Consider the following 13,458-nt stretch of genomic DNA (forward strand, 5'->3'; position numbering starts at 1 on the left):
CCCGTCCGCTCCGCCAACATAAAGACGAAAGCCTCATCGAAAGATGAGGCTTTTTTCGTTGCGTCGAATAAATATCATCATTCTATGATGATATTTAGTTTTAATATTAAGCATTTATTCCAGATGTCAGCAATGGTGATATTTTTACTTTTTAGATTAATTAAATAACTATGAAGTATTTTAAAATCATTAATTTGAGTGTTTATTGTTCAACTTTGTTGATGTTACTACTGTTGTAAATTGTTATATTTCCTCTCACTTATGCTAAATCGTAAATTCTTAGCTTGTTTCTCAAACTCGAAGCGTTAGGTTTTAACGATATCTAAAGCCGTTTCACCTAAGCCGTTATGACCTATTAAAGACTTTAGTTCTAAACTGGTGAAGGGCAATAGCTCTAAATGCAGTTCATACCACTTGTAAGTGTTTATAAGCGACTATTCGTTGCGATTGGTAATTGTGCTGCTTGTACTCAAGCAAGTCATTTGTAAGTCTCCTTAAGCTCAGTTACGTAACTGTTTAAGAAGAGTATGTGATCCGACATCATGTAAATACCGTATGTAAGTGAGCTTCGCATTGCCAAAATAGCAAAGTAGATTATAAATTGCTTAATTTGGCTGAAAAACCCACAGTCAGTACGTTTGTGATAAATAATGCTTTACCTTTCGCAGTGGTTTTAGCATAATGCATTCCGTCAACAGGGGTATAGTTCCAATTGGTAGAACAGCGGTCTCCAAAACCGATGGTTGCGAGTTCGAGTCTTGCTACCCCTGCCAAATTTAGAAGGCCTAGCAGAAATGCTAGGCCTTTGTCTTTTCTGGCTTTTAATCAATTTAATTATTTTTGAATATTAACAAAAGTGATATGTTGATTGCTATTTAACGTTCAAAGTCCAACATCAATAAGTTAGTTTAAACATTTATTCGATTAACGTGTCAGCCTTCAATTTCAATTACCTTTCTTAATTAATATTTGCTATGAGTTAAGTTGCTTGATGCAGAAATACAATATATCTTGCTGCTTATGGTAGTCTGTTGAAAATTGCTTATACAATCCAAGCCTATGATAAATAACTTTTATAACATTAATGCTGAATCATTTTATAATGATACCGTCAATGTAGATTTATCCCTTTTGTACGAAATCTTCATTCCTCTATTAAAGCCGAATGGGCATATTATTGATGCTGGCTGCGGAAGCGGACGAGATAGCTTGTATTTTTTAAAGCAAGGCTTCGAAGTGAGTGCATTTGATGCAAGTGAGAGTTTAGTGCTAAAAGCATCTGAACTAACGGGGATTGATGTTGAACTAAACACTTTTGATTGTTTTAAAGCTTCATCATTGGCTGATGGTATTTGGGCTTGCGCCTCTTTATTACATGTAGCTAGTAATTTACTGCCAGCTTCATTCGCTAATTTATCTAGAAGTTTAAGGGATGGTGGTTATCTTTATTGTTCTTTTAAGTATGGTGTTAGTGATGTAGAGAGAGGCGGGCGTTATTTCACGAATGCAGATGAAAAAAGGCTTAACGATTTCATAGATGGAAGTGATTTTAATGTTGTAAAAAGTTGGATCACTGATGATGCTCGGCCTGACCGACAGGATGAAAAGTGGCTTAATGCAATTCTTATTAAAGGCGATCGCAATGGGGCTTGATGGGATTGCAGTTGATCAGGTTTTAGCTAGTTTTGGGTATAAGTTAGAAAATGTGGTTGATGTTGGCCGCTTATATACTTTTATCGGCAATAATGATTCTAATTTGCGGAATCAGCCTTCAGCAATTTTGGTCGATAATTCATTATATTCCCTTCAACCTTCTGATTTTCATTATGTTGATTACACTAGCTATCAGAATCAGCTGATGCACCATTATCAAGGGTTACTCCGTTTTTGTGCACTTGAAATACAGCAGTTAATTGATGATATAAGCCACTTTTTATCCTCCGAAATTGAGAGCATAGAACTAAAAAAGTTTGGCACGAATCGTGAGGAACAACATATCGATCCTACTCCCCCCGAATTTAAGTTTGCAGAAATATTTGAGAGTGTGTTTGGGCCAGCATCTATACATGCTTTGCAAGCGGAAGCTCCTTATATTGATAGGCAAGGACATAAGCGATTTATTGATTACATTTTGCATCGTAAAACATCACCTATAGCGATAGAGCTAAATGGTGAAACCTATCATCATCCCTTATCTCGGATAGTCTCTCAGAAGCAATATCGATCGCAACTATTTAAACAAAACACATTAGTAAATGATGGTTACCTTGTATATCGCTGGTCAGATAGGGGCATGAGTGATTCTTTTAAATTTGAAGACCAAATGAAAGATTATTTTGGCCAATCTGAACATTTCTTAAAATCTCCATTATATAGAGCTGAACGTTCCGTTGATTTTAGTTTATATGCCCATCAACAGGATGCTGTAAACACCCTAATTGAAAAAAGAAAAGCAGGCCAGAATAGATTTTTAGTAGTACTGCCTACTGGTTCGGGTAAAACAGAAGTGTTTATTGAAGATGTTAGGCAGCAATTACAGCAATCCAATGCCAAACAAGTGTTAGCTGTTGTGCCGACAGTTGCGCTAAAAATGCAGCTAATTAAAAGGTTAGAGGCACAAATTCCAGAGATAAGGGTTGGTGAGTTACTTAACAATTCACAACTCGATATTACAGTGCAAACTAGTGCCTATGTATTACGGCATTATCGTAAACTCGCTAGAAACCATTTCGATTATATTCTTATTGATGAAGCGCACAGAGCTGCTGCAGATGGTTTACGCCAAGTTTTAAATTACTTTTCTCCTAAGAGTCTTTTGGGCTTAACTGCTACGGATGAGCGTCTTGATAAGCGCTCTCTGAGCGATATTTTTGGTCATTACGAAGTTGAGATGACCTTAGAACAAGCTATTTTGAAAAAGTTAGTGCCGCAAATTCGAGCTTTCAGATTAGAATCAAATATTGATTTTTCGAAGGTAAGATTTAACGGCAAAGAATTCGTTAAAACCGATTTACAGAAAACTGTGATCATCCCTTCGCGTGACCAACTGATTGCAGATGTTTTACTTAAATACTTTTTTAATCAACAAGCACAATCTATCAGCACACAGCAGGGCATAGTGTTTTGTGTCGATATTAAACACACCCAAAGAATGGCCAAGCTATTAAATCAATCAGGTATAAAAGCGGCTTCGGTAAGTGGTAAGGAACGTACTGGCCTAGATTTATATCATAGGGGTGAGGTTCAAATGCTATGTGCTTGCGATTTAATAAACGAAGGCTGGGATTCGCCTCAAACCAGTATTCTTGTTATGGCTAGGCCAACAATGTCGAAAGTACTTTATACCCAGCAATTAGGACGAGGAACACGAAATTATCCAGGCAAAGAAGCGCTATATGTAATTGATGTGGTTGATAGTTATGGAGCAGCTATTACACCTTGGTCATTACATGGCTTATTTAATTTGAGTCACTATCAACCTTTTGGTGATCTGGTAAAAGATGTTCAAGGGACATCTCAGAATGAATTAATTATTTTAGATGGATTATGGGAGTCGGAGCGAAGAATCGAACCGATTAATATCTTTAATTTTGAAAAAGAGTTTAGAGACCTACTAAATGAAGAGCAGCTAGCTAGAGAGCTATTTATTTCAACAGGTACAGTAAAAGCTTGGATGAAAAAAGGTGATTTGGTTGCCGATAAAACGATTCCATTTGGTAGTAAAAATCTTAATTACTTTAGCTTCGAACAGCTAGAAAAAATAAGAATCACCAAAAATATTCCACTTAGAACACAGGATACTCGAAAGGCTGACTTTATCGAGTTTATTGAAAAACGTGATTATACTTTCTCATACAAAATTATTTTGCTTATTGTCATGGCGAACCACTGTAATAAACAAGGCGAATTGGATTTAGATGTAGTTGCTGGTTTATATGCAGGTTTCTATGAATCTTTATTGAGTAAATATGGTAAAGCAGAGAAAGGCGGTAACCCACTTAATATCAGTGAAAATTTATTGGATTCGGCGTATATCAAGCGTAATATTCTTATCAATCCATTTGAAAAATTCGAACGTAAGCGTTTCTTTTATCAGTGCCAAGAGTTGAATTTGATCGCATTTGATACCGTGTTATGGGACAAACTCAAACAATCAGATTTGAGCGCGATTACCACTCAAATGCGGGAGGATCTTAGCCATTATTACAATAAGCTTGATATGACAATCACCAAAGAAGATATCGCTACTTTAAACCTGCCAAATCTTGAGGCAGAACTCGACAATCAAAACCTAGTTTCATTACCGTTTTTTGAAGATCTTAAAATTGCTTGCGGTCACTTTAAAACCAGTACGGCTGATAAGGTAAGTTTTATACAAATCCCCACAGAATACGGAACAAATAACCCAGATAAACACTTCATTGCAAAAGCATCAGGTAACTCAATGAATGGTGGGAAATCCCCCATACTTGATGGTGACCTATTGCTATTTGAATGGATCACGCCAGTTAGTGCTGGCTCAATCTCAAATCAAATCCTAGCAATTGAGTTACTAGATGATATAGGGGAACCGCAGTATTTACTTAGAAAAGTAATTAAGCAATCACAAGGTAAATACACATTGATCGCAAATAATAAAGACTATCATCCCCTTAATGCGTCCGAACAAATGAATACTTTCGCGCGTTTTAAAGGAGTTATTAAGAATTAAACTTGCCTGTTTTGTTATATTTAACAAGATAAAAGCAGAGTGGTTTTATATCTATGAGGCTTTAATTTGAGGGCATTTTAAGGCTACAATTTTCTTTATTTCTCCTCCTCCCTCACTAACGCTGAATTGCACCTATACTCATTTGATGGTTTATTTTGCTCGCAAATGATATGTGATCAGCTAACAGCTATCAGCAAACATGCCCATCTCAACACCGGCCTTTGTGTATGACTCCTGTGCATGTGTGGCATGCAAAGTTTGCAGTGTATTCATGGTGGTTTTTACACTATGATAATTTTATCTAAAATGTAAGGAGCGCCACCATGTTTAACGCACTTGTATTAACCCAAAATGATAAGCAGACCCAAGCTGAGGTTCGCCAATTATCTGTTGCTGATCTTCCTGAAGGTGAAGTGTTAGTTGATGTAAGTTATTCATCGCTAAATTACAAAGATGGCTTAGCTGTTACTGGGTTAGGCAAAATTATTCGTAATTTCCCAATGGTACCAGGGATTGATTTTGCGGGTGTGGTAAGTGAATCTGCAGATCCGCGTTATAAAGCTGGTGATGAGGTAATCCTAACGGGTTGGGGCGTTGGTGAAAACCATTGGGGCGGTATGGCCCAGAAGGCTCGTGTTAAAGCTGATTGGTTAGTACCTATACCTCAAAATGCTGATGCTCCTAAAGCTATGATGGTTGGCACTGCAGGGTTAACTGCGATGTTGTGTGTGCAAGCATTACAGCAGGCTGGTGTTACACCTGAGCAAGGTGAAGTGCTAGTAACGGGTGCCAGTGGCGGTGTTGGCTCTGTTGCTGTGACATTGTTAGCCCAACTTGGCTATCGTGTAGTGGCAAGCTCTGGCCGTGTTGAGTCTAATGGTGAGCTACTTAAACAGCTTGGCGCTAGTGATGTTATCGACCGCAGCGAGTTTGAACAAGCGGGTCGCCCTTTAGATAAACAGCGCTGGGCTGGGGTGGTTGATACCGTCGGTAATCAAGTGTTGGCTACCGCGTTAACCCAAATCAATTATGGTGGTAGTGCCGCTATTTGTGGTTTAGCAGGTGGCTTTGCCTTACCAACCACAGTGATGCCGTTTATTTTACGTGGAGTTAACTTGTTGGGTGTTGACTCTGTTGCTTGCCCGTTTGAAAAACGCGTGAAGGCATGGGAGCAAGTTATTGCCTTGTTGCCAGAGAGTTTTTACCAGCAAGCCTGTCAAACTGTTGCTCTTGAACAAGTACCTGAATTTGCACAGCAGATTGTTAAAGGTAAGGTGACGGGGCGGGTATTAGTTAATTGCCAATAATTTATTAGCTTGAAGCTATTCATTAAAGATTAATTTTTTAGCTCAAGCATTTATTTAAAAGATCGTAAAGCGGCTTTAATAGCCGCTTTTTTGTGTCTTTTTTTAGTGCTCATTATTGCCTGTTACTGATAAGCAAAGGCTTAATTAAGTCGACTATTTTATCCCTTAGCCAGCGCTGACCTTTATCTAATTCACAGCGTGCATGCCAAAATAAATTGTAGTTTAGTGGCGCTATTGCAAACGGCAGTGGCTTTACAATTAAACCGTGTTTGGCTGCGGCGATTTCAGCCATACCCTCTGGCAAGGTAATAATTAATGGATGCAGCTCAAGCAGTGCCAGTGCACTGTCTAAGTTTGGCGCCCTTAATAACTCTTTACGTTGTGGGAATTGCGCGATAGATGAGTCGACAATGGCTTTAACACCATCACTAATGGCAATGGTAGCGTGGGGAAAGTGTAGGTAATCTTCTAGAGATAGGGCTTTATCTGCAACAGGGTGGTTATTAGAAACTAAACAGCTAACGCCCACTAAACCTAACCTTGTTTGTTGTAATTGCTCTGTTTGATCTATGGCGCGGCAAATTGCCATGTCAGCGCCTTGTAAACTTAGTTGCGATTGAAGGTATTGATGCTGCACCGGAATGACCTCAATGCCAATATTGGGTGCTAGTTGATAGAGCTTAGGTAACACCAGTGGCAGCAGACCTTGTGCGGCAAAGTCAGTGGTAGCTATGGTGAATTTTTGTTGGCATTCTTTGGCAATAAATTCACTGGGGGTAAGCAGTTGTAGTAATTGACCTGTAGGGCCTTGCAGCTGTTGATAGCAATCTAGGGCATATTGGGTTGGTACTAATTGTTGGCCGACCCGTGAAAAGAGAGGGTCGTTGAGCATTTCCCGCAAGCGACTTAAGATTCGACTGGTGGCAGATTGACTCAAGTGCAGCCGTTTTGCTGCTTTTGTAACACTGCACTCTTCGACTAAGATTTGTAAGGCGATAAGTAAACTAAGGTCTTGTCGGTAAATTTCTTCAAGTTTCATAAGATTATTAGCAATTATTAGTCGATTTAGGTTTGATGGTTAAGCTATCACGTTAATGATTTACTGGTTTTGAAAGACTTCTATAGATAAGCAAGAAATAGCTTAATTTACGCCTAATGACGGCTTAATACATTGTATTACTATGTTTTGATTCAGCGGGTATTTGTTGAATAGAGTCCCAATGTTCGACTATCTTGCCTTGGTCATCAAATCGAAAGAAATCCATGGTGACATACTGATCGTTACCAGGCCACACTTGATGGGTATGCAGCGCCACTAAATCATCTTCTGCTATGGCCCTGACAAACTCAATCGTTTTTCCTTTATATTCAGCCATCTCAATGAAGTAATCGATGAAAGCCTGTTTACCATCTGCCACAATCGGATTGTGCTGAATGTATTCTGCGCCAACATATTTTTCAATGGCCTTAACAGGGGCGCCTAAATAAGCGCTGCGGTAAAATGCGATAGCATTGTGTTTATTGGCTTGAAGATCTTGGGGCATTGTTCGCTCCTGAGTTTGAATGGTTTTAAGTCTCTTTCATGCAAGGTATTAAATCGCCACTGCCAAAGCCTAGTTTGCCGCGGTTGTTATCGCAAGATGACGTCATAGTATTAAAATAGGGTGGTTACTTGTTAACTTGCCACAATGAATCAATGAAATAGTCGCGCGGATCTGAAAAGTGTTTAATGACCTCAAAACCGGTATGTTGGCTAATAAAGTCAATATCAGTTTTGAGAAACTTAAAGGAGTACTCTAAATGAATCGGTTCAAAGGCGTCGAAATGAAATTGTCTTTTTAGCGCCGAGATATACACATTTTGAGGCTTTGAGGCGATGACGTAGCTTTCCATAGCGCCCAGAAGGGGGCTGTAAATGCCAAAGTGCTGAAAATTATCCACCACAAAGTTAGCCCCAAGCTCGTTGTTGATCCGTGTTAATAAATTCAGGTTAAAGTCTTTGGTGAGTCCACTGGAGTCGTTATAAGCTCGGGTCAGTATATCGACATCTTTTTTTAGGTCAAAACCCACCAGTGCATAGTCGCCAGCATTCATGCTCATCCACAAACGACGTAAAAAGCCTTGGTTTTGAACTCGATCAAAATTGCCAATATTGGAGCCTAAAAACAATACCAGTTGTTTGTTGGTCGATTTTTCTCTCACCAGCCTTAAGCCTTCAAAGTATTCCGCTACTATGCCGTGACATTCAACATTAGGGTGATCGCAAATGTTGTCTTCTAACATCAGCATGGCTTCTTCTGAAATGTCGATGGGGTAGTAATTGACTTTACAGTTGTGATCCACGAACCCATCAATGATTAATTGGCTTTTATGACCGTCGCCTGCTCCGAGTTCGATAATATCAATTTCCTGTTCACCTATAAGCTCCGCCAGTTCATGTTTGATGGTGTTTAAAATTTCAAACTCAGTGCGAGTGGGGTAGTAATCTTCATGTTGGGTAATTTGCTGAAAAATCTTACTGCCAGTATCGTCGTAGAAGTATTTAGCTTGTAAGGTTTTTGGGCTAGCGCTAAGGCCAGTTAATACATCAATCGCAAATTGCTCTTTATTTATTGCGTCAATATTGTCACTTTTATAATCAATTTTAGAAATCTTCACACGATATCCTTTGCTAATCTGATCCCTGAAAACATCCATTGCTGGTGTGGTTGATAAAAATTTCTATAACTATGTCGATAGTGATGTGGCGGTGTGGCAATACAGCCGCCTCTAAGCACAAACTGATTACACATAAACTTGCCATTGTATTCTTCTAACTTGCCTTCAAAGGGCTTATAGCCGGGGTAGGCTGAATAATGGCTTTGGCTCCAACACCAGACTTGACCTGAAGTATCACCTGCATTGATGGGGTGTAACTGAGGTTGATGATAACTTGCTGGTGGCAGGCCTTGGGCTGAGATTAAGGCTTGATTGTCGCTACTGCGTAAATAATGCTCTAGCTCTTGCTCTGTGGGTAAGCGGCATTGGCGCCAATTGGCAAAGGCGTTGGCCTCAAAATAACTGACATGAACCACAGGGGCACTTAAGTCTAAAGGTGTTAGGCCATGAAGGGTGTATTCAAACCATTTTCCATCGAGATTTCGCCAATACAAAGGCGATGTAATACCGTTCTCGTTAAGCCAATCCCAGCCCATGCTTAACCAGTATTTTGGCGTTTGATAGCCTGCTGACTCAATAAACGCTAAATACTCACCATTAGTGATAAGAGTGTCAGAGATTGAGAAATCTGTCAGGTAAGTTTTATGAGGCGGTGATTCATTATCAAATGCGTAGCCTTCGCCACAATGACCAATTTCCACCAGTTGCTGAGTATAAGTGTGCCATGAGCCAGTGACCGCTTGTGCGCTCATTAACGGTGTTTTGCTGTAGCGAGGACTGCTGGGATTGCAATGCAGAATATACTTAATGTCCATATACAGAAGCTCTTGATGCTGCTGCTCATGATGAATACCAATTTCAATAATGGTAGCAATTTCTTCTGATATCCCAGCATTGAGTAAGCTTAGAATTAGCTCATCAATTTGCTGACGGTATTGGGCTATTTGCGCTACCGTAGGCCTAGACAAGTTACCGCGATCTTTTTGGGTCCAATGCAGGCCTGCTGATTTATAGTAAGAGTTAAAAATTAAGCTAAAATGCTCATCAAAGCGCTGATAACCTGCAACAAACTGGCGTAATATTAGCTCTTCAAAAAACCAAGTAGTATGTCCCAAATGCCATTTAGGTGGACTGACGTCGGCGCAGGGCTGAATACACAGATCTTCTATTTCTAACGGGGCGCATATTTCGGTTGTGGCGGCTCTGGTGGCAATATAGCGTTTAATTAACTGGTTACACTCTAAGTTCCCCTTGATATCCATCTATAAATCCCTTTCTGCAACGATATACTTAGAAGCACTATGACAATAATTTCTTTCAAGCTGATGACAGGCAACAGCAATAGGCATCTATAATTCATCTTTTGGCTTTTATGTGTCTTTTAAGACTTATCAACTGAGCTGGTTGTTTTTAATTCTTTCTAATTGGTTAAAATAACTACTAATGTTAAGCCTAGTCAAAATAAACCAAGATGAAAGTTTTTTATCATAAAATCATCTAGGTAGCATTTTACTAAGTGGTTAAGTTAAATCTGAAAATATTGGCTATAGGCTGTTGACGCGTGCACATTAAAAACTAAGGCTGAAGTTTTGCTACTAACACGACAAAGGTTTACTCCCTAATTAAAATAGCCTTAGCAATGGCTACTTTGCGATCTTATTCAGTGTAAAATAAGTCATCATATTTTTTTAAGGTTGTTGCATGCAGTTAATGAAGGTTGATAAGGCGCTATATCGTCAACGTTTGAATGTGGTTCTAGTGTCATTAGTGGCGAGTTTAACCCTATTATCCCTCGGTTTTGGTACTGTGCTAATTGAATTGTTTGGTAATAAAACGGTGGCCAGTGGTGAATCTACAGGGCACTTTCACCTAAACTTGTTAGGCGTTATCCTCGCGGTACTCAGCTGCAGCTTAGTAATGAATTTTTATAAGAAACATGAATACCTAAAAGAGATTTACTGGGTTTGGAAATTAAAACAACTGCATAATCGAATTTATCGCAAACTGGCTAAAATCAAACTGGCAGCCAGCGACAATGATCTAGACGCATTAACGGTTTTATTGTTTTATTTTACGACCCAAAAGCAAGTGTTTGAATTAGACAATAACACCCTGACACTGGCCACAGTTCAAACTGATATCAGTGCTATCGAATCAAAACTTGCCGATTTAAACCTTGAAATAACGACTGCGGACTTCTCTGAAACTTTACTCGAAAAGTTCTAAATCATTTAAACAAAAAGCCCCCGAATTACCCTATAAATGAGTAATTCAGGGGCTTTTTTTGATCAGTGTTTAGAGTAATAGTCTCAACAGCTGTTTATGCTTAAACCAGTGACAGCTCAACGCGAATGTTACCGCGAGTTGCATTGGAATAAGGGCAAACTTGATGAGCTTTTTCGATTAAGGCTTGCGCTGCTATTTTATCCATTCCTGGTAAATCAATGCTAAGTGCCACATCAATGGCAAACCCAGCGCCTTGGGTATTTGCGCCAATGCCCACGGTTGCTTCTACTGACAAATCTGCACTGAGTATTTTCTTATCTTGGGCCGCAACAAATTTCATCGCGCCAATAAAACAGGCTGAATAACCGGCTGCAAAAAGTTGTTCAGGGTTGGTTCCTTCTCCGCCTGCGCCACCTAATTCTTTTGGCGTGCTTAACTCAACAGAAAGTTTGTTGTCTGAAGATACTGAGCGTCCATCACGACCGCCGGTAGTTTTTGCTGATGCTGAATAAATGATGTCCATTATTACTCCAAATTACATAATTAAAATCATTATCTTGATATGCATACTTGAATTTAGGTTGTGCACAACTTAACTGGGGGTAACAATAAACTTAAATTGGATTGCGCGCAACCTAATTGTGATTTATTTATTTTTCCCAAGATTATTTTGAAAATGATATGGTGCTAAATAGCTGGCGCTAGATTTACTCACAGTGGGTGGATGACTTGAGTATGCTTGAGATAATTGATTCGAAAGTCGTTGAATCACGAGCTGGTTTCAAGTAGGTGGCTAACTCTTTTTAGGTATAGGCTAAATGTTGAAAGCCTATAATTTTATTGATTTTTATTAAAACTGAACATTTCTACATGTTTGAATAAATGTAGCTTGCGTGTTAATGTTTTTAGGCTATCTTAAAGTATAAACATCAGGGAGGATTGACAATGACTTCAACATTAACCAAAGAAGAGTTAGCCTGTTTCAGTGAACTTTTTGCCAAGCAGCCTCCTATTGTTAGTAAAAGTGATACTGATTCCGTTGCTGTGACCACTGAAATGCCCGAGGCTTTAGCCAGCCTGTTAGGGAAAACTCAGATGACGTTACTAGCTGAAATTGGTCACTACCGTTTATGGTTTCCTTTCTCTTTAAAAATGGATGAACTGGGTCAATTTGTGTCTCAACTGGGGATCCCTGAAGTCGTGGATACCCGAGGTGCAGATAGAAGCTGGCGCATGAAAGAGTTAGATAATGTCAGAATTATTGATTTTGATACAAATTTAGCCATTGATGTGTTGTCGCTTTCAAGCACTGGCGTCACTTTAGATGCACCGCAGATTATCGAGTCAAGCCAACCTAGGCGTGGCACCTTGGTGCTTACCCATGAAATTAGTTTTGATATTGAATATAAAAAAGTTCGCTCAGACAATGGCGTTATTGCAGCAACAATTATTGTCGGAGAAGACTCAAGAGAAACCCTCAGACAATTTTTATTTTCGATGCATAAAGCTCAGCATTCTTCTCTTTATGAGCATGGTGAGACGCAAGCGGATGTTCAAGCCACAGTCGCCTCAACTAAAGACTTTAAATAGTCTCGCATCTATATAGCTGCTATTAACTTTCTACCTTAAAGTCTCTGCTAAGTAGTGCGGTTAAATCCTTTACAAAAGCACTATCAACCTTAGGATGAACCAATTGGCTGAGTTCATCTCCAATGGGGGTAAAACGGTAATAACTGAATAGTAAGTTATTGCTATTAGGCTCAATAGCTATTTTGTTGTCTATCATATTTAATTGAATTTTAACGCCTTTGTCTAAGGTGCCAGTTTCAAATTCACTGCTGTGAAGTATTCCCGCATCAATTAAGGTCAATATACTCGAATAGGGCAAACCATATTTCGATAGCCCGAAATTCATCAGAGTCGATTTTCTAAAATATTGTTTGATACCGCCATGTATACGGTAGCCACTGAGCAGTTTATAACGGCTTTCGTGATTAAGTTTTACTGACATTCCCAAGGCTTTTTCAAGAATATGGGCTTCTCTTTGGGTCAGTTGTTTAAGGGTTGCCAATGTTCTTAGGCTAAAATTACCCGGTTTAACTATTTCACTGGCTAAAATGCGTGCCCATAAATCTTGCATTCTGCGGCTATTAATTTGCTCAGCCATTTGAAAAAACTGGTAACTCCAATCAGGGTCTAAATCTTCTCCTGTCACATCTGTAGGCGTATAAGTGAGAGCCAATTTAAAGATGGTTTCCAGATTAAGCTGATGCTGAGAGTGTAGTTTTCGTAGTCGAAACTCAGCTCGCTCAGCAATGGATGCACTGGAAGGGCGATAATCTTCTTCACTGGCTAATCCCAGTACTTTCCCCAGCAAAAGCGCTTTTTTACTTGCTGAAACCTTAGCGCCGTTGTCGTTTGCCTGTGCTGAGTTTAGCGGCTTAGTCGAAGCTTTAGTTGAGGCCTTAGTTGAGGCCTTAGTGGAGACTTGGGCTTCAGCGATTTGCGGTTGAATGTTTGCCATTGTTTTATTCTTATTGTTTATTCTTATTGTTT

The 13,458-nt window shown here is 39.3% G+C and carries 11 protein-coding genes and 1 tRNA gene; 6 read left to right on the plus strand and 6 right to left on the minus strand.

Annotated features, from left to right (window positions below; all coding sequences use genetic code 11):
* The first annotated feature begins 696 nt into the window (after nt 1-696).
* From AB4160_RS02815 to AB4160_RS02830, 4 genes are all read left to right on the plus strand, one after another.
* Nucleotides 697-773 (plus strand) — tRNA-Trp (locus tag AB4160_RS02815).
* Between the two features lie 286 nt (nt 774-1,059).
* On the plus strand, nt 1,060-1,653 hold the full coding sequence (locus tag AB4160_RS02820) for a bifunctional 2-polyprenyl-6-hydroxyphenol methylase/3-demethylubiquinol 3-O-methyltransferase UbiG (RefSeq protein WP_102520175.1): 594 nt from the start codon (nt 1,060-1,062) through the stop codon (nt 1,651-1,653).
* Complete coding sequence (locus AB4160_RS02825; protein ID WP_372003551.1) at nt 1,577-4,711, plus strand: DEAD/DEAH box helicase family protein; 3,135 nt, start codon at nt 1,577-1,579, stop codon at nt 4,709-4,711. The genes AB4160_RS02820 and AB4160_RS02825 overlap by 77 nt, the downstream gene beginning before the upstream one ends.
* A 323-nt stretch (nt 4,712-5,034) precedes the next feature.
* Nucleotides 5,035-6,018, plus strand: coding sequence for an MDR family oxidoreductase (locus tag AB4160_RS02830; protein ID WP_372003553.1), 984 nt, complete (start codon nt 5,035-5,037; stop codon nt 6,016-6,018).
* Nucleotides 6,019-6,130: 112 nt separating this feature from the next.
* Here the strand turns inward: AB4160_RS02830 and AB4160_RS02835 are convergent, their stop codons facing one another.
* The 4 genes from AB4160_RS02835 to egtB all read right to left on the minus strand — a co-directional run bounded on the left by AB4160_RS02835 (nt 6,131) and on the right by egtB (nt 9,938).
* Nucleotides 6,131-7,057: a LysR family transcriptional regulator gene (locus AB4160_RS02835; RefSeq protein ID WP_102476273.1), complete on the minus strand. Its 927-nt coding sequence runs from the start codon at nt 7,055-7,057 to the stop codon at nt 6,131-6,133.
* Nucleotides 7,058-7,181: 124 nt separating this feature from the next.
* The gene (locus AB4160_RS02840) at nt 7,182-7,562 is read right to left on the minus strand and encodes a nuclear transport factor 2 family protein (RefSeq protein ID WP_371999549.1); all 381 of its coding nucleotides are present in this window, start codon (nt 7,560-7,562) and stop codon (nt 7,182-7,184) included.
* Between the two features lie 124 nt (nt 7,563-7,686).
* A complete protein-coding gene (locus AB4160_RS02845) occupies nt 7,687-8,676 on the minus strand; it encodes an L-histidine N(alpha)-methyltransferase (RefSeq protein ID WP_372003555.1) in 990 nt (329 codons plus the stop codon).
* Nucleotides 8,673-9,938: an ergothioneine biosynthesis protein EgtB gene (egtB, locus tag AB4160_RS02850; RefSeq protein ID WP_102436150.1), complete on the minus strand. Its 1,266-nt coding sequence runs from the start codon at nt 9,936-9,938 to the stop codon at nt 8,673-8,675. Before egtB ends, AB4160_RS02845 begins: the two co-directional genes overlap by 4 nt.
* Before the next feature lie 439 nt (nt 9,939-10,377).
* Between egtB and AB4160_RS02855 the strand changes: the two genes are divergently transcribed.
* Complete coding sequence (locus AB4160_RS02855; RefSeq protein WP_372003557.1) at nt 10,378-10,902, plus strand: DUF3087 family protein; 525 nt, start codon at nt 10,378-10,380, stop codon at nt 10,900-10,902.
* A 100-nt stretch (nt 10,903-11,002) separates the two neighbouring features.
* Here the strand turns inward: AB4160_RS02855 and AB4160_RS02860 are convergent, their stop codons facing one another.
* Nucleotides 11,003-11,425, minus strand: coding sequence for an organic hydroperoxide resistance protein (locus AB4160_RS02860; protein WP_372003559.1), 423 nt, complete (start codon nt 11,423-11,425; stop codon nt 11,003-11,005).
* Between the two features lie 422 nt (nt 11,426-11,847).
* On the opposite strand from AB4160_RS02860, the gene AB4160_RS02865 reads away from it, so the two are divergent.
* Entirely contained in the window at nt 11,848-12,492 is a 645-nt protein-coding gene (locus AB4160_RS02865; RefSeq protein WP_372003561.1) for a hypothetical protein, read from the plus strand.
* A gap of 22 nt (nt 12,493-12,514) precedes the next feature.
* Here AB4160_RS02865 and AB4160_RS02870 read toward each other — a convergent pair whose 3' ends face one another.
* Complete coding sequence (locus AB4160_RS02870; RefSeq protein WP_303411673.1) at nt 12,515-13,426, minus strand: TIGR03899 family protein; 912 nt, start codon at nt 13,424-13,426, stop codon at nt 12,515-12,517.
* Nucleotides 13,427-13,458: the final 32 nt, after the last annotated feature.

It is taken from the genome of Shewanella sp. 10N.286.51.B8, assembly GCF_041469325.1.
Taxonomy (GTDB): domain Bacteria; phylum Pseudomonadota; class Gammaproteobacteria; order Enterobacterales; family Shewanellaceae; genus Shewanella.

Coding starts and splice junctions, on each gene's coding strand:
- AB4160_RS02865 (WP_372003561.1), top strand. CDS start 11,848: ATGACTTCAACATTAACCAAAGAAGAGTTAGCCTGTTTCAGTGAACTT.
- AB4160_RS02830 (WP_372003553.1), top strand. CDS start 5,035: ATGTTTAACGCACTTGTATTAACCCAAAATGATAAGCAGACCCAAGCT.
- AB4160_RS02820 (WP_102520175.1), top strand. CDS start 1,060: ATGATAAATAACTTTTATAACATTAATGCTGAATCATTTTATAATGAT.
- AB4160_RS02835 (WP_102476273.1), bottom strand. CDS start 7,057: ATGAAACTTGAAGAAATTTACCGACAAGACCTTAGTTTACTTATCGCC.
- egtB (WP_102436150.1), bottom strand. CDS start 9,938: ATGGATATCAAGGGGAACTTAGAGTGTAACCAGTTAATTAAACGCTAT.
- AB4160_RS02855 (WP_372003557.1), top strand. CDS start 10,378: ATGCAGTTAATGAAGGTTGATAAGGCGCTATATCGTCAACGTTTGAAT.
- AB4160_RS02870 (WP_303411673.1), bottom strand. CDS start 13,426: ATGGCAAACATTCAACCGCAAATCGCTGAAGCCCAAGTCTCCACTAAG.
- AB4160_RS02825 (WP_372003551.1), top strand. CDS start 1,577: ATGATGCTCGGCCTGACCGACAGGATGAAAAGTGGCTTAATGCAATTC.
- AB4160_RS02860 (WP_372003559.1), bottom strand. CDS start 11,425: ATGGACATCATTTATTCAGCATCAGCAAAAACTACCGGCGGTCGTGAT.
- AB4160_RS02840 (WP_371999549.1), bottom strand. CDS start 7,562: ATGCCCCAAGATCTTCAAGCCAATAAACACAATGCTATCGCATTTTAC.